We start from the raw sequence: 23314 nt of genomic DNA on the forward strand, positions 1-23314 counted from the left end.
GCACAAACGCTGGCTTTTTTGTGCCATTAAAAAAGCAAATCCGATCTGAGATTTAATGTTACTTAATAAAACTTTCATGAAAAAAAACTACAAAAGTTCTTTGCATATCTGACCAATTGTTGTACATTATCTCTCGTAGGGTACAGAGGTAAGATGTTCTATCTTTCAGACCTTTTGTTTCACGTTATTGGATTAGGCTGATTCAGCCGCCCCAGTCAGTTTTTGACTGGGGCGTTTTTTATTGGGCGAAAGAAAATTTTCTTTTTGATCAATAAGTTAAACTAAATCCTCAAAAAACTTCTCTTTTGACCTCTCTAAGTCACTGCAAAATCACAAGTTTTCCTTCAAATTTATTGCGTTATTCATGCTGTAAATTTACGCCAGTCACACTATTATTTTTTCTTGAAAGAAACTAAGTTACGTACTTCTGATACTTTTTTTAACTTAACTATCTGAATATTAAAGTTATTGGATGGTTTGAGAGGAAATGTTTGGTATGAGGCAGGATGTAAGATTGCTTTTTAACCTATTGAAATCGAATCTCAGTTCAGTAATGCTTCGCCACATAACAATAATTACCAATTTTTCTCTCCCGTTATCCCTGCCAGGAAGGTGGGGATTTTTATTGCCTGAAATTCACGTTTTTCGATAGCGGATAAACAAAAGCCCCACCAAAAGGCAGGGCTGTGTCGAAAAATTTTAACAAATTTTGTTAATTATTCTTCGCCGTTCTCTGGAACGTCTTGCTCGTCTTCTTCAATCAAGTGTGCAAATGCTGGTGCAAACCAAGTGTCCAGTTTGGCACGAAGCTGATCGACACCTAGACCTTTCAGTGAAGAGAAAACATCTACCGATACGTCACCACCAAACGTTTCCACTTGTTTGCGAATTTTTAGCAACGTTTGTTTGCGAGCACCGCTTTTCAGTTTGTCTGCTTTAGTCAGAAGAACTTGAACAGGGATGCGGCTGTCGATTGCCCAGAAAATCATTTGCTGATCGAGGTCTTTCATTGGGTGACGGATATCCATCAGAACCACCAAGCCTTTTAGGCACTCGCGTTTCTGTAGGTATTCACCTAATGATTTTTGCCATTTGTTCTTCATCTCAACCGGTACTTGAGCGAAGCCGTATCCTGGCAAATCGACAATGTGACAACCTTCTTCCACTTTGAAAAGGTTGATCAATTGAGTACGACCGGGTGTCTTTGATGTCTTCGCTAAGCTTTTTTGGTTAGTAAGACGGTTAAGTGCACTCGATTTACCAGCGTTTGAGCGTCCTGCAAACGCAATTTCGACACCTTCGTCCTCAGGTAAGTGACGAATATCGGGTGCGCTGGTGATGAAATGCGTGTTTTGGTAATGAATTTTTACGCTCACTGTTAACTCCATCTCGACTTTGTGTAGTCGATTGATTACTTTTTTGTGAAATTGTGTAAAATAACCGTGCTCGGCATAAGGTCGCCTATTGTACCATGAGTGTACGCGGTATGTTCACATTCCGTGGTACTGGAAGCTTGATAATTATAATGGAATGTCATGAAGAAATTAGCGCTAATTTTGAGTCTTTTAGCCAGTTGCTCAGTATGGGCCCAAGGTAATATTGAAGCTGGTAAAGCAAAATCACAAACTTGTGTCGCCTGTCACGGAGCGGACGGTAACAGTGCAATCGCAATGTACCCGAAACTTGCAGGCCAACACGCTAAGTATCTTGAGAAGCAGTTAAAAGACCTGAAACTAGGAATGACTAGTGGTGGTAAGCAAGGTCGTTACGACCCTGTAATGAGTGGTATGGCAATGCCACTGAGCGATGAAGACATCGCTGATCTATCTGCATACTACGCCTCTCTACCAATCTCAGAGAGCTCAACACCAGAAGAAGTTGTTGAGAAAGGTAAAGTACTGTACACCGCTGGTGATGCAGGACGTGGTCTAACCGCATGTATCGCATGTCACGGCCCTCGTGGTAACGGCACTGAGCTTTCAGGTTTCCCTAAAATTTCTGGTCAGCACTCTGACTACATCAAAGCTCAGCTAGAGAAGTTCCGTGATGGTAACCGTGGTAACGATATGAATGCCATGATGCGTGACATCGCGAAGAAAATGACAGACGAAGACATCGAAGTTCTGTCGAAATACGTTGGCGGTCTGCACTAAACCCCTACAAAGTTCGAGCACAGTTATACAAATATGCCCTAGCATTCTCGCTGGGGCATTTTTGTTGGTGTTGCATTGGCTAATGTCCGGTGCGTTAGTGATCTCAGTCACACATGGTTATTCAAGGTAAAGAGATAGTTCGCTCGGGGCTTTGTGAGATATTTGCCATACTTGTTCGATACTATTTCTCTCTCTTCGTTTTAAGTTATTGATAGAAATGGCTATTTATTTTCCTAGAAAAATTCGTATCAATAATTGCTTTCAATGACTTGTTGGTTTTTATCCAATCCGTAAAGTAGACATTGTTCACAGGGAGTGAATCACAGGAATTTAGACCATGGATATGAGGTCTCCAAGGATGCAAACGAAGGACGTTTGGTAGTAGGAAAAGGGACTTAGATAGGCAAGGAGCCTATCAGATATGGATGGTCGTCTCGTCTAACGGTTAAGACAGTGAAACGGATCAAGCTCAGGAAGTAGCTCAGTAGACAGGAAGTAAACGGATAGCCAAAACTCATCAGGAAGATGAAGAACAACACTTTTTGGCAAGGAAAGCTCGAAAAACAAAAGGATTCTTGGTGCACCAAATGAGTGCAACACAGTTTCGCCACTAATGGTGGCATTCAGAAAGCGGCAGTCTCACTGTCGCTTTTTTTATATCTATTTTTCCTAATCAAAGTTTTTTTAATAAAAACTGCTGAAAAAGTATCCAGTAACACTCCAATCTGAGTCCACTTTCTGGTATGTTTCGCATCCCTGTTTGAGGAAGTCAGCATGCACACCTGTCCTTTATGCCAGAATCAGCGCACTCACCACTTTTTTGAAGACAAGCAACGCGACTATCTTCAGTGTGAGCAGTGCAGTTTGGTATTCGTCAATCCAGATCAACGTTTGGATGCGGAAACTGAAAAAGCTCACTATGATCTGCATGAGAACAATCCTGAAGATATGGGATATCGCCGCTTTTTGGCGAGAATTGCTGATCCAATCTCAGAGCGAATTTCACCACAATCGAACGGAATCGACTTTGGTTGTGGTCCGGGCCCAACGCTTTCCTTAATGTTAGAAGAAGCGGGGCACAACATGGCGTTGTACGATCTTTACTATCACCCAGATACTTGTGTGTTAGAAAAGCAGTATGACTTCATGACAGCAACAGAGGTGATCGAACACCTCTACCACCCAGATTTGGTGTGGAAGCAATGGTTGAATTTAGTTAAGCCAGGTGGCTGGATAGGCCTGATGACGAAAATGGTCATCGACGTAGAAGCCTTTCGGACATGGCATTATAAGAACGATCCTACGCATGTGGTGTTCTTTAGCCGTGACACGTTCCAGTTCCTAGCAGAGCGGGATAAGCTCGAACTCGAATTTATTGGTAATGATGTAATTTTACTGAGGAAGACCCAGTAATGAGCCGTAAAAAGAAATCAAGAAAGCCGGGTGCCTCTGGCGCACCTGAGTTTGTCGTCACTCGTAACCGTACAGAGTCAGATGTAGAAGGTCGTCTACGCAAGCGTGCGAAAAAGCGCAAAGGCTTGAAGACTGGTAGCCGCAACTCTGATGCTGAAGAGCAGAAGAGACAAGCAGCAGCACAGAAACGCGATCCTCGCCTAGGCAGCAAAAAGAAAATCCCTCTGATTGTTGAACCGGTGAAGAAGCAAACTAAACAAGAGCGTCGTCTATCTGCAGAGCAAGAGCTGGAGATGCTAGAGAACGATGCGCAATTGAACGTGTTGTTGGATCGCATCGAAGCGGGTGAGAATCTAGGCACTGGTCTACAAAAATACGTAGACGAGAAGCTAGATCGCATCGAGAAGCTGATGGATCAACTGGGTCTACTAGAGCCGGAAGAAGACGAAGACTTCACTGCACCAGCGGTGAAAGGTTCTCGTAACGACGATGATCTGTTAGCAGACTTCGACGATATCAACTTCGACGACTACAAAGGATAAGTAATTCATGAACGTAACCTTATTAGCGATTGCGGGTGCAGTGATCATTATCGCGCTGGCTTCTTATGCAGGTTACCTTCTGCTTCAATTGAAAAAGCAAAAGGAATTGCAGCTGAAGCATCAAAAATTGGCGATCGATAAGCGTAACGCCAACATTTTTGAGAACGTGCATACCTTGTGTCAGGCGGGCATCCAAGGCCAGTGTGATTTGTCGGAAATCAGTATTCGTGTTTACAACATCATGGACTATGTTCAAGGTGAAGACCGTGTTGATTTTGACGCCACATATCCTGCGATTTCAGAGCTTTACCATGTCGTGAAAGATATGGCGCGTGGCGAAGATCGTCAGCAGCTTGCCAAGAAAGAACGTATGCAGCAGAACCTGACGCGTCATAAAGCAGAACAGCGCTTAACGGACGCGATCATCGAAGAGCTCAAAGTGTTGCAAAAAAACGTTAAGCCACTGAATAACCAAATCAATATTCAGATGATCTAATTGCTGCCTCTAATGGTTTCCTTATAACTATTAGGGGTATCGTGATCACGCTAGCACTTCTTTAGTTTTATACTTAAAAAGCCGCCTGTGGCTGCCGTAGTTGTCATCGTCGTATGGCAGAATAACGGTTTCTGAATATTGGGGGACGGCTTTCGTCTCCCTCGCATTTTACGGAAAGTACCACCATGTCGAATCAACATACTGAATCGAAACAGCAAATCGTCTGGGATCAAGCGGTATTGGATAAGTACAACTATTCCGGTCCGCGTTACACGTCGTACCCGACAGCACTGGAGTTTCATGAAGCGTTTACCATTTCGGACTACGATATGGCATGCACTCAGTACCCAGATCGTCCGTTATCTCTGTACGTTCACATTCCGTTCTGTCATAAGCTTTGCTACTACTGTGGCTGTAATAAAGTGATTACTCGCCATTCGCACAAAGCTGACGAATATTTGGATGTACTTGAGCACGAGATCCGCCAACGCGCGTCACTATTGGGTGAACGCCAAGTGACTCAATTGCATTTTGGTGGTGGTACACCAACTTTCCTATCTGAGAAGCAGATTACGCGTGTGATGGACTTGTTGCGCCAAGAGTTCACTTTCAGTGCCGATGCGGAAATCAGTATTGAAGTTGATCCACGTGAGATTGAGCTCACTATGCTGGATCACCTACGCAGTGAAGGCTTTAACCGCCTAAGTATTGGTGTTCAGGACTTCAACAAAGAAGTTCAGCAGCTTGTGAACCGTGAGCAAGATGAAGAATTTATCTTTGCGATGGTAGCTCGTGCAAAAGAGCTTGGCTTCCGCTCTACTAACCTTGATTTGATTTACGGCTTGCCGAAGCAAACCAAGGCATCTTTTGCGAAGACACTAGAGCAAGTGCTAGAAATGCAGCCGGGTCGTTTATCGGTGTTTAACTACGCGCACATGCCACAACTGTTTGCTGCGCAGCGTAAGATTAAAGATGAAGATCTGCCAAAAGCGGAAGAGAAGATGGCGATTCTGCAAGATACCATCGCAACGCTAACAGGTGCTGGTTACCAGTTTATCGGTATGGACCACTTTGCGATGCCGGATGATGAGCTTGCTGTGGCTCAGCGTGAAGGCATTTTGCACCGCAACTTCCAAGGCTACACCACGCAAGGTGAATGCGACTTGGTTGGCTTTGGTGTTTCGGCGATTTCAATGATTGGTGATGCGTACGCGCAAAACCAGAAAGAATTGAAGAAGTATTACGCACAGGTGAATGAATCTCGCCACGCGCTGTGGAAAGGTGTGTCACTGGATGCGGATGACTTATTGCGCCGTGAAGTGATCAAACAGCTTATCTGTAACTTCAAGCTGGATAAGAAGTCGATTGAGTCTGAGTTCGGCGTGAAGTTCGAGCAATATTTCAAAGAAGATTTAGGTCTACTGCAAACCTTCATCAATGATGAATTGGTGGAAGTGGATGACAATGAAATTCGCGTAACACTGCGTGGCCGCCTTCTGATTCGTAATATCTGTATGTGCTTTGATAAGTACCTACGAGCGAAAGCGCGTCAGCAACAATTCTCTCGCGTGATTTAATCTCTTACAGATTTCGGATACAAAAAATGCCAGCATCTGCTGGCATTTTTTATACCTTTCGCGGCAATTATACGCGATCTTTCACTTTTTCTTTCAGTTCAGTTTTCTCTGCATCTGATAGGAAAGCGATGTCTAGACCGTTGATTTGCGCTTGGCGAATTTGCTCTTGAGTCAGGCCTGCTGCTGGTGCCGCCACTTCGTATTCGTATGGCAGTTCAATACCTTCAACCGCAGGATCGTCCGTGTTTAGACACGCTAGCACACCGTGCTCTAGGAATTGCTTCAGAGGGTGGTTTGCTAGTGACTCAACCGTACTAGTTTGGAAGTTTGATGTTAGGCACGATTCAATACCAATGCGGTTTTCTGCAAGGTAGTCCATCAGTTTAGGATCGTGGATTGCTTTCACACCGTGGCCGATACGTGTTGCACCAAGCTCTTGAATTGCTTGCCACATGCTCTCTGCACCCGCCGCTTCACCAGCGTGTACGGTCACGTTCAGGCCTGCGTCGCGAACTTGTTTGAAGTGAGACACAAAACGATCACCCGGTTGACCAAGTTCATCACCAGCTAGGTCAACGGCAACCATATGGTCCTTCTGACTAAGAATCGCATCCAGCTCTTGCTGACAAGCGTCAGTACCGAAAGTACGGCTCATGATACCGATTAGGTTTGCCTTGATGCCGAAATCACGCATACCCGCTTGTACGCCATCAACCACAGCTTCTACCACACCTGCTACAGGTAATTTGTGTTTCATTGCCATGTAGTAAGGTGAGAAGCGAAGTTCAGCGTAGTCGATTTGTGCGTTAAGTGCGTCTTCTACGTTTTCGTAAGCTACGCGGCGACATGCGTCTAGATCGCCCAACACTGCCACGCCCCAATCAAGCTTAGAAAGGAAAGCAACAAGAGATGGCTCAGCTTCAACAATTTGAACGTGTGGTGTTAGCGACTCGATATCGTAAGCTGGTAGAGCAATACCAAATTGCTGGCCAAGCTCAAGAATAGTCTTAGTGCGAATGTTGCCGTCAAGGTGACGGTGCAAATCAGTTAGGGGAAGATTCTTAGTTATCATTATGTCGATCCGGGTTGTTTGTTGTGAACAGGAACTCAGCCCAAACATTATCAATGACAATACATGGGGAAGATTTGCAGTTAAGTATAAATAACAATTAGGTAGATTGTCAGTAGACGATGACTAGGAAATCAACGATTTCAGCTGTTTTCTACTTCATGTTAACCAAATGTGTTGGCCATTCTTCCATCGCCATCGGGCGGCTATAGTAGAAGCCTTGAACTTGGTCACAGCCAAGTGAACGGAGCAGTTGTGCTTGTACTGCGGTTTCTACTCCTTCCGCGACCACATTCGCTTTCATACCTTTCGTGATATTGATGATCGCCGCTACCACTGAGCTGTCGAGATTCTCTTTGGTCAGACGGTTAATGAAGGTGCGATCTATCTTCAAGCAGGTGAATGGCAGAGCATGCAAGTAGGCGAGTGACGAGTAACCCGTACCGAAATCGTCAATTCCAATACCCAACCCCATCTCTCTGAGCTTGATTAAGTTATCTAGCGTGGTTGGTGCGCTATCAATGATACGCGACTCGGTGATCTCTAATGTTACGTTAGTTGCCGATAGACCTGTTTTAAGCAGTATTTTCGCGACAGATTCGACGAAGTTAGGGCTCGATAACTGATGAACGGACACATTGACGTGTAGCTGGAAGTCTTCAGGCCATTGCTTATTATCGATGGCTTTACGAGTGTCACTACAAGCTTGGAAAAGGATTTGTTGACCAATGGTTTTGATCATGCCGCTTTCTTCTGCGATAGGGATGAAGTCGAGTGGTGAAACCATGCCTGATTCACTGTGCCAGCGAGCCAATGCCTCCGCGCCACAAATGTTCCCCGTCGCAAGGTCAATGATCGGCTGATAGAAAGGCACAAACTCTCGGTTATCAATACCCGTCTGGATTTTCGCCAGCATCTGAGTTCTGAACTTAGAAGCACTCGCCATTTCAGGGCTGTAATGGCAAACGCTGGTACGGGAATCTTGTTTGGCATAGCTGAGCGCAATACTAGCGTTACGCAGCCATAACGACATGGTTTGCTCTGGTTGTGTGCGAACGACACCAACAGAAATTTTGACGATAACGGTTTCACCATCAAGCATGAATGGGGCTGCCAGCAGCTGTTGTAGGCGTCGCTCCATTAAACTGATGTCTTCATCTGAGTGTGTCGTTGGCATGAATACCGCAAATTCATCACCACCAATTCGAGCGAGTGTCGCTTCATCATGAAGTTGCTGTTTGAGTCGCTCGGCAATATGAATCAGCAACTGATCGCCATTGTGATGGCCGATACTGTCGTTGATATCCCTAAATTTGTTGATCCCAATAAGATACAAACTACCTTGGCCTGAATGAGTCAACGTTTCGCTCACTTCTATCAAACCTTGGCGACTGTATAAGCGCGTAAGAGAATCAAATTCAAGCTGTTCACGTAGCGCTTTAAATGAGGCTTTTAGATTCCCCTTCATTTCATTAAAGGCTTGTACCAGGGCGGTAGTCTCGTACACGTAGCCCGGCTTAGGCATGGTGCTATCCCAATCCCCTTTGGCTAAGTGCTGCGCCGCTGTTGCCGTGGCATTGATAGGGCGAGTAACGCGATTGAATATCAGTAGGCTAATCCCAATACCAAATAAGCTCACCAAGGCACCGACCATCCAACTTTTCTGTTGGCTATTGGGCAGGTTGCCGAGTAGATCGGTTTCAGAAACCGAAGTGCCAATAAACCAAGTTAAGCCATTGGCGTCATGATATGGTGTGATACGGCTAAAGGTGCGTTGACCGTTGAAGTCGAACTCGAATGTGTAAGGTTTGTCGCTGTGGCTGAGGTCTTGGCCCATTAGGCGAGACGCACTCATTTGGATGATAGGATCTGCACTTTCCGAAGCCAGTAAACGCTGTCCCTTTTCTGAGAACTTCGTTCCCCAAGAAATCACACTGCCTTGCCCTGAATGCGCCACTAAGCGGTGTTCCTGATCCATGATGTAAACGGATGCGCTGGTATCTCGCTTGAGATCTTGTAAGAACAAGTTAAAGGTGTTGATGCGAATGTCGGTAACGAGGACTCCTGCAAACTCACCCAGCTCGTAAATGGGAGTCATGGCCGAAAGGGTTATGTCTTGGCGCTCATCGGCATTGGCGTAAATCGGTGACCAACGGGCTCTGTGGTCTTGAGCGACGGGCTGATACCAAGGGCGGGTGCGAGGGTCGTACGGAGCAATCACAGTACGAATATCATCACTGACGTCTTCACTGCCGTAAATAACCAAATTACCATCAGTACGATGGTCTTGAACCATCAGCGTGTAGCTGTCACCCGCTTCGCGTCGGAAGCCGGTAAAGTCACCGGATTCAGATCCAAATGCAATCACATCCAGCTGCGGTATTGAGTGGTACAAATCTTTAAATGCACTCAACAAATAAGCTTGGATATCTTTGGTGTCGTTAGGATGATATAAGTTGTGGTAGCTAACGTTGTGCCCCAGCGCATTGACTGCGGTGAAAGGTTTACGCAGGTAGTCATTAAGGTGGTCGTGAACACTTTCGGTCAATACTGAAAGTTGCTTATCACTGATGTCGGTGACAACTTCCTCATAGCTCTGTTTTTGGACATAGACAATCACACCGATAGCCAGCAGAAAAATCATCACGAAAGGGATGAGAACAGCAGTACGTAGTGTAATTTGAGTCGTCGCGTTTGACATTGCCTAGTCACATAAGAGGTGTCGTACCATAATTTTACTGACACTTAGGTTATCAAGCGAGGGAAAAATTGTGCGCTTGATAACCATTAGCCAAACTCGTATCCGTTCGGGATCAGTACAATTCTTTCAATTTTCGGGTTAGGGTATTGCGTCCCCATCCTAGTACTTTAGCGGCATCTTGCTTGTGACCTTTAGTGTGCTCTAACGCAGCTTCCAATAAAATGCGTTCAAACTCAGGTAATGCGTAGGAAAGCAGCTCTTTATCTCCAGCTTCTAACGCTTGGCGAGCCCAATCTGCTAATTGATCTTGCCAGCTGCCGCTGGTGGCTTCCGTGGCGATTTTCTTCTCTTCCAGCAACTCTGCGGGTAAATCACTTGGCAAGACTTCACTGCCGCTTGCCATAACGGTCAGCCAACGACAGATGTTTTCCAATTGACGCACGTTACCTGGCCAGTCAAGGCGGTTCAAAATCTCCACCGAAGAGGGGTGCAGGGTTTTGGTTTCAACACCGAGTTCATCCGCCGCTCGAACGAGGAAGTGTTGTGTCAGCTTCTCTATGTCTTGCTTACGCTCTCTTAGTGCAGGGATCTGAACACGAATGACATTCAAGCGGTGGAATAAATCCTCACGGAAATCGCCTTCGTGAACCAATTTTTCAAGGTTTTGGTGGGTGGCTGCAACAATACGTACGTCGACACGAATTGGAGAGTGGCCGCCGACGCGGTAGAACTGACCGTCCGCCAAAACACGTAGCAAACGAGTTTGGATGTCTAGCGGCATGTCACCGATTTCGTCCAAAAACAGGGTGCCACCATTGGCCTGCTCAAAACGACCTTGACGGACGCTATTCGCACCAGTAAACGCCCCCTTCTCATGACCAAACAGTTCCGATTCAATCAAGTCTTTCGGGATTGCAGCCATATTGAGGGCAATAAAAGGTTTGTTGGCGCGCGGGCTGTGGCGGTGTAAGGCATGAGCAACTAACTCTTTACCGGTACCAGACTCACCGTTGATTAGAACGGAAATAGAAGAACGCGATAAGCGACCGATGGCGCGAAACACTTCTTGCATCGCTGGTGCTTCACCAATGATTTCAGGCGTATCGGTTGGGATGTCGTCCGGCAGAAGTTGCTCACGCTTATTCTCTTGGCTATGGGCTATCGCACGCTCTACCAGCGTTAGTGTTTCATCAATATCAAACGGCTTAGGCAAATATTCAAAAGCACCTTTTTGGTAAGCGTTCACCGCCGCATCCAAATCGGAATGTGCTGTCATGATGATCACGGGTAGGTCTGGGTAATCACGTTGAACTTGTTTGAGTAGCTCTAAGCCATCGATACCCGGCATGCGAATGTCTGAAACCAAAACGTCTGGTACTTCGCGCTCTAGCGCCATTAACACGCTTTCACCATCCGCATAGGTTTCGCATTTGATGTTGGTAGAGGAGAGGGTTTTCTCCATTACCCAGCGAATCGAACTGTCGTCATCGACGACCCAAACATATCCTTTACTCATGTAATAAATCCTTGCAGCAAAAGCCTAAAACTGACTAATCGAAAAGCCATTTAATCAAGTCAGATTGGCAAATAAATTGTAAAAGTGGTGTGACCTGGCCAGCTCTCGACATCAATCTTGCCGTTGTGCTGGTCGATCAAATTTTGTGAAATAGACAAGCCAAGTCCCGTTCCGCCCTCACGGCCACTGACCATCGGGTAGAAAAGCGTGTCTTGTAACTCGGGTGGAATGCCTGGACCGTTATCGGTGATCTCGACGCGAGCCGCGAGTCTGCAACGCTGACCATGAATATTGGCTTGATGCACCGTTCTGGTGCGTATGGTGATTTCGCCATGCTCTTGGTGAGAGAGGATTTGCGCCGCATTGCTAACAATGTTGAGCATCGCCTGCTCGATTTGGTCAGCGTCCATCAAGATCTCCGGCAAGCTCGGGTCGTAATCACGCTCAATCACAACCGAATGCTGAGATTCTAATTCCACCAATTGACGCACCTTTTCAAGCACTTGGTGTAGGTTCTCTTGGGTCTTTTTGCCCGGTTTTTGAGGCCCTAGCAAGCGATCGACGAGTGCCCTCAAGCGGTCGGCTTGTTCAATAATGATGTGGGTGTATTCCGTCAAAGAAGGATCGGGCAGCATTTTCTCCAGTAACTGTGCTGCGCCGCGTAAACCGCCAAGTGGGTTTTTAATTTCATGCGCCAAACCACGCACTAAAAGCTTCGCCGCCTGTTGTTGGGCATGTTGGTTAAGCTCTTGAGTGAGTCGGCGTTGCTGATCAATTTTGCGCATCTCAACCAGCAGCATTAACTGCTTCTGCCATGTGATCGGGCTGACAGTCACTTCCAGCATCAAAGGGCGGCCATCAACCACAAAGGTCACGTCACTGTCAGTGATACTTTGTCCGCTCTGCAATGGCTGAGTGAGCAGCGCAAGATCCAATGACGCATGCTGAATCAGCTGAGACAACGACTGCTCGACAATACGCTTGGCGCTTTGTGAGAACAATAACTCAGCCGCAGGGTTGGCGTAGCGAACGGCTAATCCATCATCGAGAATCAGCGTTGCTGTCACCATGTTGTTGAGAATGGCACTGGAGAGACTGGTATCCACATTACGTCCTTGCTTGCGTTGTATTTGTGCACTGCACTATATTGGTGCAATAGAACGTAAGTATGGCGAATAAACCTAAGAAGAAAAAGTGAAAAGCGCCATCAGAGTGCGGTTTTTTTCACTTAATATTCTACTTTGCCCCTTTAATGGTCGGCTTGATACTCGCTCTATGTAAATGCACCGTTATAGGGCTAGTAGATGCAATAAGCTTGCCGCTTCTTTTGGCTTGTACCGCGAGGGTGTGTGTACCACGATCGATGTTCTTCAATTGCCAAGTTAAACGGCTTTGTGGCGCCCCATATGGCTTACCATCAAGGAAGAGTTGCAACTGCTCGCCAATCCCCAATTTACGGTTGGCTTCGAGTTGGATGTTGATAGCGCCAGAGTTGCTGCGAATGGTTTCATCATGCTGTGGCGTGAGCATAGAAAGGGAAAGAGGCAGTGGCTTTTCTGCCTTTGTTTGCTCATCTGTTGTGGGCTCTGATGTCGTTTTTGCTTGTGGTGCCAGAGACTCCGTGCTTTCTACTTTTGGTGCTGGCGCACTGGATTCTAGATTAGGTAGCGAAATGGCTTTTGCGCCTTGGTTTGGAGTATCGCTAAAATGCACAACGCCGTCTTTATCGACCCAAGTGTAGGCGACTTGAGCAGAGGCTGTTGCGGCGATCAGTAAGCCACTTAAGACGCATAGCGATGGTAAAAGCTGAACTTTCATTGCTCACCTTCTTTTGATAGATGATTTCACGTTTGGATTGCTTAGCTCTTTGACTTATCGAGTAAAAGAGTTTGAGCGTATTTGAGTTTTCCCTCCATGTTAAACGCCCATATAGGGCGAGCGAATACAAAAAAGGCCCGCCTGCGAGGCGAGCCTAATATTTTGTTTCTGTGTTTACATTTTACACAGTTGAGACCTTATACAGAGTAGTAAAGTTCGAACTCAAGTGGGTGAGTTGTCATGTTTACTTTCTCTACATCTTGAGACTTAAGACCGATGTAAGAATCGATGAAGTCATCAGAGAATACGCCGCCTGCTGTTAGGAACTCACGGTCAGCATCTAGTTCTTCTAGAGCATCTTTCAGTGAGTATGCAACAGTTGGGATTTCTGCTGCTTCTTCAGCTGGTAGGTCGTAAAGGTCTTTATCCATCGCTTCGCCTGGGTGGATCTTGTTCTTAATACCGTCAAGACCAGCCATTAGCATTGCTGCGAACGCTAGGTATGGGTTAGCCGCTGGGTCACCAAAACGAACTTCGATACGACGCGCTTTAGGGCTTGGTACCACTGGGATACGGATAGAAGCAGAACGGTTACGTGCTGAGTAAGCTAGCATAACTGGCGCTTCGAAGCCTGGTACAAGACGCTTGTACGAGTTAGTTGATGGGTTAGCAAATGCGTTGATTGCGCGAGCGTGCTTGATGATACCGCCGATGTAGTAAAGTGCAGTTTCAGATAGGCCGCCGTACTTGTCACCAGCGAATAGGTTTACACCGTCTTTTGCTAGAGATTGGTGAACGTGCATACCACTACCGTTGTCACCAACTAGTGGCTTAGGCATAAATGTCGCTGTCTTACCAAACGCGTGAGCAACGTTATGTACAACGTATTTGTAGATTTGGATTTCGTCAGCTTTCGTTGTTAGCGTGTTGAAGCGAGTTGCGATTTCGTTTTGACCCGCAGTTGCTACTTCGTGGTGGTGCGCTTCAACAACTAGGCCCATTTCTTCCATTACTAGACACATAGCAGAACGGATGTCTTGAGATGAATCTACTGGAGCTACTGGGAAGTAACCACCTTTAACGCCTGGACGGTGACCTTTGTTACCTTCTTCGTAATCAGAGCCTGTGTTCCACGCTGCTTCTACGTCGTCAATCTTAAAGAAAGAACCAGACATGTCAGTCGCAAACTTAACGTCGTCAAATAGGAAGAACTCTGGCTCAGGACCTATAAGAACAGTATCTGCAATACCAGTAGAACGCATGAAGTCTTCAGCACGCTTAGCGATAGAGCGAGGGTCGCGGTCGTAGCCTTGCATTGTTGCAGGCTCGAGGATGTCACAACGGATGTTTAGCGTTGCATCTTCAGTGAATGGGTCAAGCACTGCAGAAGATGCGTCTGGCATCATAACCATGTCTGATTCGTTAATGCCTTTCCAGCCAGCAACTGATGAACCATCGAACATTTTACCTTCTTCGAAGAAGTCTGCGTCGATTTGGTGAGCAGGGATAGAGATGTGTTGCTCTTTACCTTTTGTATCAGTGAAGCGTAGGTCAACAAACTTAACTTCGTTTTCTTGGATCAGTGATAAAACGTTTTCTACTGACATCTTGGATAACCTCCAGTGTTAATAAAGCGGTAAAAGCTCGATTTATGAAAAATTGATTAAATCCAGCATTAATTAATTTATTTGACATTTTATTAATCGATGCTGTTTTCTCTAAAGCCAAAACCGTGCCAAAAAAATTATTCCATTAATTTCAAGGAATTATGTTTTCAGATACGAGTTTGGTGCAAACGATTGCACCAAAATGATCTTTGTATGCACTGTAATGGTGCATATTTTTATTATTGCACCACAATGTGACAACCATGTTGCTTATCTAGCCCAGTTTTTGAGCAAGAGTCAATTTCTGATAAGCAACGATTGGAATAAAATTGCGTTGAATCAATTCGCTGGGCGAGAGAAAGTGGGCGCTAAGCGTAAATTTGCTATAAAAGCTAAGGAGTAGATCACATATTTCTAGGCTTTTTGCTAAAATCTGGTACATTATGGCCGTTTTTTTAATCAGCAAATGTCGCCAGAGAGCACCCGTTCTCGGCATGGGGGCATTTCATCTATCTAAGTGAATCAATATCCATGGCTACTCCACAGATTGATAAATTAAGAAATATCGCGATTATCGCGCACGTTGACCACGGTAAAACAACGTTGGTTGACAAGCTGCTACAACAATCAGGCACGCTAGAGTCTCGCGGTGAAGCTGAAGAGCGAGTCATGGACTCGAACGACATTGAGAAAGAGCGTGGCATCACCATTCTTGCTAAAAACACAGCAATTAACTGGAATGACTACCGCATCAACATCGTAGATACTCCGGGACACGCGGACTTCGGTGGTGAAGTAGAACGTATCATGTCGATGGTAGATTCAGTACTACTTATCGTTGACGCAGTTGATGGCCCAATGCCACAAACGCGTTTCGTAACGCAAAAAGCATTTGCTCACGGCCTTAAGCCAATCGTTGTAATCAACAAGATTGACCGCCCTGGTGCACGTCCTGATTGGGTTATGGATCAAGTATTCGACCTATTCGACAACCTAGGTGCAACTGACGAACAGCTAGACTTTAAAGTTGTTTACGCGTCAGCACTTAACGGTTGGGCTGCGCTAGAAGAAGGCGAAACTGGCGAGAACATGGAACCACTGTTCCAAACTATCGTTGAAGAAGTAACTGCACCTCAAGTTGACCTAGACGGTCCTCTACAGATGCAAGTTTCTCAGCTAGATTACAGCTCTTACGTTGGTGTTATCGGTGTTGCTCGTGTAACTCGTGGTAGCGTTAAGCCAAACCAACAAGTAACGGTTATCGGTGCTGACGGTAAGACTCGTAACGGTAAAGTAGGTACAGTAATGGGCTACCTAGGCCTAGAGCGTCACGAAGTTGAGCAAGCGAATGCAGGTGATATCATTGCAATCACTGGTCTTGGCGAGCTAAAAATCTCTGACACTATCTGTGCACAAAACCAAGTTGAAGCATTACCACCGCTATCTGTTGATGAACCAACAGTAACGATGACGTTCCAAGTAAACACGTCTCCATTCGCTGGTAAAGAAGGTAAGTTCGTAACTTCACGTAACATCCTTGAGCGTCTAGAGAAGGAACTGGTACACAACGTTGCACTACGTGTTGAGCAAACAGACGATCCGGACAAATTCCGCGTATCAGGCCGTGGTGAACTTCACCTATCTATCCTGATCGAAAATATGCGTCGTGAAGGCTTTGAGCTTGCTGTATCTCGTCCAGAAGTAATCATCAAAGAAGAAGATGGTCAGCTAATGGAACCGTTCGAGACTGTAACGATCGACGTTATGGAAGAGCACCAAGGCGGCATCATGGAGAACATCGGCCTACGTAAAGGTGAGCTGAAAGACATGTCTCCAGATGGTAAAGGCCGTGTACGTATGGACTTCGAAATGCCATCACGTGGTCTGATCGGTTTCCAAACTGAGTTCATGACACTGACTTCAGGTTCTGGTCTTCTATACCATACATTTGACCACTACGGCCCACACAAAGGCGGTAACATCGGTCAACGTGTTAACGGTGTACTAATTGCTAACGCAATGGGTAAAGCGCTAACTAACGCACTATTCAACCTTCAAGAACGTGGTCGTCTATTCATCGGTCACGGTGTTGAAGTTTACGAAGGCATGGTTATCGGTATTCACAGCCGCGATAACGACCTAACAGTAAACGCACTGAAAGGTAAGCAGCTAACTAACGTTCGTGCATCTGGTACAGATGACGCACAGGTTCTTACTCCGCCAATCAAGATGACTCTTGAGCAAGCACTAGAGTTCATCGATGATGACGAACTAGTAGAAGTAACACCGGAAAGCATCCGTATCCGTAAGAAATTCCTAACGGAAAGCGATCGTAAACGTGCTTCACGTTCAGCAAAATAATCTGCTGTAACGGATTCGATTAAGAACAAGCCCCGAGTCATGCTCGGGGCTTTTTGTATCTAAAGGAATAAGGCTATGCAGCCAATCGTGATTACGGGTGGTCCTGGGGCGGGTAAAACCACCTTACTGAATGCGTTAGGTGGGTTGGGCTATGCCACCTTTGCTGAGGGCTCTCGCGCCTTGATTGAACAGCAAAGCCAGCTGGATAACGGTGTCTTGCCTTGGACCAACCTACCTGAGTTCGCTAACTTATGCCTTGAGTTGATGGGTAAGCAAAAGCAAGACGCACTGAGTCATGAGGTCGCCTTCGTTGACCGTGCTATCCCAGACATCTTGGCATACCTAAAAGTGGGCGGCTGCCCTGTTGAGCAAACCTTCTTGACCGAGAGTGCTGGGTACCAGAGCAAGGTGCTCACTTGTCGACCTGAAGCCTCTATCTATGTTCAAGATGATGTGCGTCCACACAGTTTTGAAGAGGCCCTGCAAATCCATCAAACCTTAGTCGATACCTATGCTGAGCTGGGCTATGAGGTGATCGATGTTCCATGGGGTAGTGTCGAAAAGCGTGTTGCGTTTGTTCGCCAAGTAATGGGCTTAGTGGTCGGGGGAGATGGGGAGAAAGGTGAATAGAGGTCGGTAGGTATTCAGCTCACTTAGCGAAGAACTGAGTTTGGTCGCCAGATAGCAAAACCTCCTCACGAGGAGGAGGCTTTATCGAATTACTTTTGATTCAGCTGTTGCAAGAACTTGTCTGATTCAGCAATCGCGGCATTCATTTGCTTAATTGCGTATTGAATGTCTTTCTCCAGGCTAGAGAACTCGCCTTTCAGTGAGCCGATCGCGCTCGCGTTCAAGTTATGCTTGAGGTAAAGCGTGTTGTCACGCAGCGTATTCAACACTGGCGTCATCTTGTCTTCTGCACGCTTCATCGCGCTTAGCATACTCTTGTAAGAGGCTTTGGTTTCACGCAGCTTTTGTTCGCTAGAGCGACGCAGTTTGGCGCTAGTATACAGGTCTAGCTCACCTTGCCACTCTTCAAATAGTGCATCCGACACATCTTCAATTGCAGCAATACGGTCGCGCACATCTTGCGCCGCTTTTTCGCTGTCTTCGTATTTATCGTTAATGTTGTTGTAGACGCTTTCTAGCTCACCACCATCAAAGTTGGTCAGTGCCGAGAGGGCTTCTAGCGCACTGGTAAATTCTTCTTGTGCATCTTGTTGAGACTCTTTGGCGTCTTCCACGCGGTCAACCATAATGTCGCGTTTGTGGTATCCCACTTGCTCCATTGCTGAATAATATGCGGATTGACATCCTGTCAAAGTGAAAATTGATAGTACAATTGCTAATAAATAAGGCATTCTTATGTCCTCGACGCTAATTTATGGGATGAACTATGAACCAGTTATCAGAGAGTTACAAGGTGAGATTGAGCAAGCTCGTGCCGGGGAGCGTCGCGTTTTTCCAATATTTGCTCAAGCGCATGACGCACGATCGCGTCAATGTTAACGCAGGCTATTTAGCTTACATCACTTTGTTGTCTATTGTGCCGATGTTGACGGTATTGCTGTCGATATTGTCGAAGTTTCCGGTATTTGAGAATGTGGGCGAAACCTTGCAAGGGTATATCATTGATAACTTCGTCCCCGCTTCTGGTGATGCGGTAAGAACCGCATTGCAAGAGTTTGTATCGAATACAGGCAAGATGACCGCCGTGGGTGGTGCATTCTTGTTTGTTGCTGCCTTGATGCTGATTTCCAACATCGACAAAAACTTAAACTACATTTGGCGAGTGAAAGACAAACGTCGCCCAGTATTCTCATTTTCTATGTACTGGATGGTGTTGACCCTTGGTCCGATTCTGGTCGGCGCGAGTATTGCCGCAACCTCTTACGTAACATCGCTTAAGCTGATTGAAAACGAAACCTTGTCGGGCGCTTATAACCTGTTTTTGCGCTGGCTGCCTCTGCTGCTGTCATTCTTCGCATTCATGGGGTTGTACTTCTTAGTGCCAAACAAGAAGGTTTATCTGTCTCACGGCGCTATTGGTGCAGCCATCGCTGCGGTGTTGTTTGAATTGAGTAAGAAGGGCTTTGCTTTCTACATTACTCAATTCCCTTCTTACCAATTAATTTATGGCGCACTTGCTGCGATTCCGATTCTGTTTGTGTGGGTGTATTTGTGCTGGTTGATTGTGCTTATTGGTGCGGAAGTCACGGCCGCTCTGGGTGAAAGAGAGCACTGGAGTGACGACTTAGAAATGATACACTCGACCGCTGAATTACAATTAACAGATGAAGGAAGCGAGAGTCGTGATAGCGCTAATTCAACGAGTCAGTGAAGCCGCCGTTCGTGTAGACGGTGAAGTTGTCGGTGAAATCGACCAAGGTCTACTTGTCCTACTTGGTGTAGAGAAGGACGATGATGAAGCAAAAGCAAAACGTTTGATGGAGCGCGTAACCACTTATCGTGTGTTTGAAGACGATGAAGGCAAAATGAACCTCAACGTCAAACAAGTGAACGGTCAGGTTTTGGTGGTGTCTCAATTTACGTTACCAGCGGATACCAAAAAGGGCACTCGCGCAGGCTTTTCTCGCGGCGCGCATCCAGCGGATGCAGAACGTCTGTATGACTACTTCTCGGACTTGTGTGAGCAAGAACTGCCAACACAACGCGGTCGTTTCGCGGCGGATATGAAATTGTCATTAATTAATGACGGTCCAGTGACTTTTTGGCTACAGGTCTAATCTGGTAACCACAACATCATGGTCTAAGCTTTAAGCCCAAGTAAATTGAATTTGCTTGGGTATTTTCTCCTAAGGCTTTCATTTGATTTGTGCTTTCAAAGGATTGATATGTTCAAACTCATAACTCCAAAAACAGAAAATCAGCTCAACAAGTACTATCAATTTCGTTGGCAGTTGCTACGCGAACCTTGGCGTATGCCTGTAGGTTCCGAGCGTGATGAGTACGATGGCATGAGCCATCACCGCATGATTACCGACAGTCGTGGTCGTCCGATGGCGATTGGTCGGTTGTACATTACCCCAGATAACGATGGCCAGATCCGCTATATGGCGGTGAAGAACAACCGTCGCAGCAAAGGCATGGGCTCATTAGTGCTGGTGGCGCTTGAGTCGTTAGCTCGGCAAGAAGGGGCGAAGCGTCTGGTGTGTAATGCCCGTGAAGACGCGATTGCCTTCTATGAGAAGAATGGTTTTGAGCGTCGCGGTGAGCTTACCGATGAACGTGGTCCCGTGCGTCACCAACAAATGGTTAAACAGCTTGACCCAATGGCGGATGTGCTACGTCGCCCTGATTGGTGTACCGAGTTGCAACAGCGTTGGGAAGCGCAGATCCCGATCGCGGATAAAATGGGGATCAAAATCAACCAATACACAGGTTACCAGTTTGAGTGTAGCGCGCAGCTTAACCCAAACTTGAATCCACACAATACCATGTTTGCGGGCTCTGCTTTTACTCTGGCGACACTGACTGGGTGGGGCATGACGTGGCTGTTGATGAAAGAGCGTGGTTTGCACGGTGACATCGTATTAGCAGACAGTTCAATTCGTTATCGTCATCCGGTCGAGCAGAACCCAGTAGCGAGTACCTCGCTCGATGGCATTAGTGGTGATTTGGACAGGCTCGCATCAGGGCGTAAAGCGCGTATTGTTATCCATGTGGTGATTTACAGTGGAGACGTACCAGCGGTTGATTTTGTCGGCACGTACATGCTGTTGCCGAATTACTCTTAACTACTTAGCTGTTAGTGGGGCAGGGGGGGCTGGTGTTTCTTGTGGCGCATCTTGGTTAGCTGATGCGCCTTGTTCCGTCACTGAATGGTTCGTCTCTGGTGTATTACGTTCTTCTGGAGACGCTTATTCGTTAATCTCGTTGTTCACTGAGACTTCTCGGACAGAGATAAGCTGCTCTTCGGAATGTGATGTTGCGGTTGGCTCTTCCTCCTCCATCACTTCTTCACTTATCTCTTCTTCATGCTGTTCTAAGTTGATTGCCGCAATGCGTGTAACCTTGCTTGGTTCGGGGGCGCTTTGTTCTGGCTCCGTTTGCTCTTTCTGTTTTGGCTTATGTTGGCACTCATTTGTTTCGATTTCGCCACTCAGCACATCACCTTTAATCACTCCACACGTGTCTTTGAGTTGATAAATCACGCCAGAAAGCGGGTTGTTTGCCATATCAAATTCACCTGACAAGTTACCCGAAACAGCCTTGCCTGAGATGGTCACTGGTTGAAGTTTTACTTCACCACGCTGAGCACGTAAACGTAATGGGCTGAAGGTGACCGCCTTGAGTGAATCATCCGCTTGTGACTTCAGGGTGGTATCGCGTAGGTTAGCTTCCACTTCTCCCGACAAGCTGTAAGCAAGCATATTTTGATCACCCGCCAAGCCTTTTAAATCGAGGCTTAAATCAGAGAAGCCATTGACCGCGAGTGCTGTTGGTAAGTAGGGATGAAGCAACTGCAGAGGGATTCCATCCGCATTAAGGCTAAGCGCCCAAGGTTGGCTGGTGGTACTGAGGTCGATTTGACCTAAGCCTTCAACATAGCCTTGCTCTAAAGGAGCAAAAAAACGCGTTAGTTGCCAGAATCCATCATCACTTTGTGTCGCAATCGCAGCGTGTGATGTGATGACTTGGTCGTAACTTGCGTTTACCACGCTGGCATCAAGCTTGCCACTCCAAATACCCCAATGACCGTTGTTGTGCTTTACTTCGAGCTGGTCACCTTCCAAATTCAAGCCAGAAAGCTGCCAGTAAGGCTGTTTGGATAACTGGATAACTTGGCTGCGTTCAATCTCTAATTGCTTCACATTGACTTGCTGGAGCCTCTCCGTGGCTTTTTGCCACCAGTCCACCTTGTCATCTGGTTGGATCGCCCATTTCAATCCACTGATAGTCGCGTTGTTGATTTTCCAATGCTCAGGCTCAAACTCACCAGATACCTGCACACGACCTTGTTGCCAATCCAAACTCAGTTCTTGCAGTTGAATCGAACCTGACTTTAGCGTGGCATTTAAGCGAGGTTCAATCGCAGTTTGATCTTGAAAACTGACGCTATCAGCTTGCAGAGAAAGCTGCGCTGTTGTCCCCCATAGTGATAGCGGTAAAGAGGCGTTTTCTAGCGATAGCTCTAGGTTTTGCCAATGCCAATCTCCATATTCGATATCTGCATTTAACAGATCGAGACTGTTGATATGGCTGATATGAACGGGCAGGGCCTGCCAAGGCTTAGCAAGCAAAGATTGTAGCTGTATGTTGTCGATTTTTAGTTTATCGACGGTCATGTTTATGATTGACCAACCTTGTGGGTATTGTTCGCCTTGACCCGATACTTCGCTGCCACGCCAGTTAAACGAGGCGCCGTAAAGGGTGCTGTCTTGCGCTTTGTAATCCACGTCGATGAGTAATTTATCAAAGGCTTCGCCATTCCAATGCAATTGTTCGGCAGAGAGCTGAATCTCACCGTATGGCACTTGCTGAGTGTCGCTCGACCATATTGGATCTTGGATTTGCACATCTACCCCCGTAATGCTGAATGCATCATCGGCGTAATCGATATTCTTCAAGGCGATTTGATGGAAGTAAACGTTGCCCAGCGCCGGCAGTGTTGGCATACCTTGCTGTAGACTCAACCCATCAATCAGCAAGCTGTCGACAATCCATTTTCCATCGCGACGAACATCTGGGTTCAGCCAGAGATCGACTTGCTCAATGAAGGGTAGATTTTGTTGTTTGGTTGCCACGCCATTGAGTGTGAGGTGGTAAGGAAACTCGTATTGAACGTTATCCGCTTGCAGTGGCAAATCGACTAAATCGGAAAACAGATTCCACGTTTGGCGAGAATGCGAGGTGGTCAGCATGCCTAAAAAGACGGCCGGAACTGCGATCGCCAGTATGAGTATTAGAAGTAGAACTCGACTTGCTGTTTTCATCCCTGCCCAAACCTATACATAAATTGGAGTAAGTGAATATTGAATTACTTAGATAGGCTTAAGCTTGTATCAATCTTGGGCTGGATTCAATAAAAAGCCCCTCA

General features: G+C 46.4%; 20 protein-coding genes. 11 read left to right on the forward strand and 9 right to left on the reverse strand.

The features are described 5' to 3' along the window. Positions 1 to 153 precede the first annotated feature (153 nt). Positions 154 to 201: a small protein SpfP gene (gene spfP / locus A8140_RS26095; RefSeq protein WP_438356636.1), complete on the forward strand. Its 48-nt coding sequence runs from the start codon at positions 154 to 156 to the stop codon at positions 199 to 201. Positions 202 to 716: 515 nt separating this feature from the next. Here the strand turns inward: spfP and yihA are convergent. Continuing rightward, positions 717 to 1376: a ribosome biogenesis GTP-binding protein YihA/YsxC gene (yihA, locus tag A8140_RS01085; protein ID WP_005429993.1), complete on the reverse strand. Its 660-nt coding sequence runs from the start codon at positions 1374 to 1376 to the stop codon at positions 717 to 719. Between the two features lie 159 nt (positions 1377 to 1535). Here yihA and A8140_RS01090 point away from each other — a divergent pair, with 159 nt between their 5' ends. The 5 genes from A8140_RS01090 to hemN all read left to right on the forward strand — a co-directional run bounded on the left by A8140_RS01090 (position 1536) and on the right by hemN (position 6181). Next, positions 1536 to 2153, forward strand: coding sequence for a c-type cytochrome (locus A8140_RS01090; RefSeq protein ID WP_005529032.1), 618 nt, complete (start codon positions 1536 to 1538; stop codon positions 2151 to 2153). A gap of 774 nt (positions 2154 to 2927) precedes the next feature. Beyond that, positions 2928 to 3566, forward strand: a complete 639-nt coding sequence (locus A8140_RS01100) for a class I SAM-dependent methyltransferase (RefSeq protein ID WP_005529034.1) — start codon at positions 2928 to 2930, stop codon at positions 3564 to 3566. After that, a complete protein-coding gene (gene yihI / locus A8140_RS01105) occupies positions 3566 to 4108 on the forward strand; it encodes a Der GTPase-activating protein YihI (RefSeq protein ID WP_005529035.1) in 543 nt (180 codons plus the stop codon). The genes A8140_RS01100 and yihI overlap by 1 nt, the downstream gene beginning before the upstream one ends. 7 nt (positions 4109 to 4115) lie before the next feature. Next, a complete protein-coding gene (locus A8140_RS01110; protein WP_005430018.1) occupies positions 4116 to 4604 on the forward strand; it encodes a DUF2489 domain-containing protein in 489 nt (162 codons plus the stop codon). Positions 4605 to 4789: 185 nt separating this feature from the next. Beyond that, positions 4790 to 6181 (forward strand): oxygen-independent coproporphyrinogen III oxidase, encoded by a 1392-nt coding sequence (gene hemN / locus A8140_RS01115; RefSeq protein WP_005529036.1) that lies wholly within the window; start codon positions 4790 to 4792, stop codon positions 6179 to 6181. A 67-nt stretch (positions 6182 to 6248) separates the two neighbouring features. Here hemN and add read toward each other — a convergent pair whose 3' ends face one another. The 6 genes from add to glnA form a co-directional block, all read right to left on the reverse strand. Continuing rightward, positions 6249 to 7253, reverse strand: coding sequence for an adenosine deaminase (add, locus tag A8140_RS01120; RefSeq protein ID WP_005529043.1), 1005 nt, complete (start codon positions 7251 to 7253; stop codon positions 6249 to 6251). 151 nt (positions 7254 to 7404) lie between these two features. Continuing rightward, complete coding sequence (gene gepA / locus A8140_RS01125) at positions 7405 to 9951, reverse strand: phosphodiesterase GepA (protein WP_005529044.1); 2547 nt, start codon at positions 9949 to 9951, stop codon at positions 7405 to 7407. Between the two features lie 112 nt (positions 9952 to 10063). Next, a complete protein-coding gene (gene glnG / locus A8140_RS01130) occupies positions 10064 to 11467 on the reverse strand; it encodes a nitrogen regulation protein NR(I) (RefSeq protein WP_005529046.1) in 1404 nt (467 codons plus the stop codon). A gap of 59 nt (positions 11468 to 11526) precedes the next feature. After that, positions 11527 to 12597: a nitrogen regulation protein NR(II) gene (gene glnL / locus A8140_RS01135; RefSeq protein WP_032999909.1), complete on the reverse strand. Its 1071-nt coding sequence runs from the start codon at positions 12595 to 12597 to the stop codon at positions 11527 to 11529. Between the two features lie 106 nt (positions 12598 to 12703). Next, entirely contained in the window at positions 12704 to 13285 is a 582-nt protein-coding gene (locus tag A8140_RS01140; protein WP_005529051.1) for a DUF4124 domain-containing protein, read from the reverse strand. Between the two features lie 197 nt (positions 13286 to 13482). After that, entirely contained in the window at positions 13483 to 14892 is a 1410-nt protein-coding gene (gene glnA / locus A8140_RS01145; protein ID WP_005529054.1) for a glutamate--ammonia ligase, read from the reverse strand. Positions 14893 to 15423: 531 nt separating this feature from the next. Between glnA and typA the strand changes: the two genes are divergently transcribed. Both typA and A8140_RS01160 read left to right on the forward strand, forming a co-directional pair. Beyond that, positions 15424 to 17253 carry a translational GTPase TypA gene (gene typA / locus A8140_RS01155; protein ID WP_005430066.1) on the forward strand — a complete coding sequence of 610 codons (1830 nt, stop codon included), beginning with the start codon at positions 15424 to 15426 and terminating at the stop codon, positions 17251 to 17253. A gap of 75 nt (positions 17254 to 17328) precedes the next feature. Further along, positions 17329 to 17883 (forward strand): AAA family ATPase, encoded by a 555-nt coding sequence (locus A8140_RS01160; RefSeq protein WP_005529066.1) that lies wholly within the window; start codon positions 17329 to 17331, stop codon positions 17881 to 17883. A gap of 89 nt (positions 17884 to 17972) precedes the next feature. Here the strand turns inward: A8140_RS01160 and A8140_RS01165 are convergent, their stop codons facing one another. Further along, positions 17973 to 18614: a DUF2959 domain-containing protein gene (locus A8140_RS01165; protein ID WP_005529068.1), complete on the reverse strand. Its 642-nt coding sequence runs from the start codon at positions 18612 to 18614 to the stop codon at positions 17973 to 17975. 35 nt (positions 18615 to 18649) lie between these two features. Between A8140_RS01165 and A8140_RS01170 the strand changes: the two genes are divergently transcribed. The 3 genes from A8140_RS01170 (at position 18650) to A8140_RS01180 (ending at position 21011) form a co-directional block, all read left to right on the forward strand. Then, positions 18650 to 19594, forward strand: coding sequence for a virulence factor BrkB family protein (locus A8140_RS01170; RefSeq protein ID WP_005529070.1), 945 nt, complete (start codon positions 18650 to 18652; stop codon positions 19592 to 19594). Next, a complete protein-coding gene (gene dtd, locus A8140_RS01175; RefSeq protein WP_005529072.1) occupies positions 19566 to 20000 on the forward strand; it encodes a D-aminoacyl-tRNA deacylase in 435 nt (144 codons plus the stop codon). The genes A8140_RS01170 and dtd overlap by 29 nt, the downstream gene beginning before the upstream one ends. A 108-nt stretch (positions 20001 to 20108) precedes the next feature. Beyond that, the gene (locus tag A8140_RS01180) at positions 20109 to 21011 is read left to right on the forward strand and encodes a bifunctional GNAT family N-acetyltransferase/hotdog fold thioesterase (RefSeq protein WP_005529074.1); all 903 of its coding nucleotides are present in this window, start codon (positions 20109 to 20111) and stop codon (positions 21009 to 21011) included. 123 nt (positions 21012 to 21134) lie between these two features. Here the strand turns inward: A8140_RS01180 and A8140_RS01185 are convergent, their stop codons facing one another. Continuing rightward, on the reverse strand, positions 21135 to 23210 hold the full coding sequence (locus A8140_RS01185; RefSeq protein WP_005529076.1) for an AsmA family protein: 2076 nt from the start codon (positions 23208 to 23210) through the stop codon (positions 21135 to 21137). Positions 23211 to 23314: the final 104 nt, after the last annotated feature.

The organism is Vibrio campbellii CAIM 519 = NBRC 15631 = ATCC 25920, assembly GCF_002163755.1.
GTDB lineage: Bacteria > Pseudomonadota > Gammaproteobacteria > Enterobacterales > Vibrionaceae > Vibrio > Vibrio campbellii.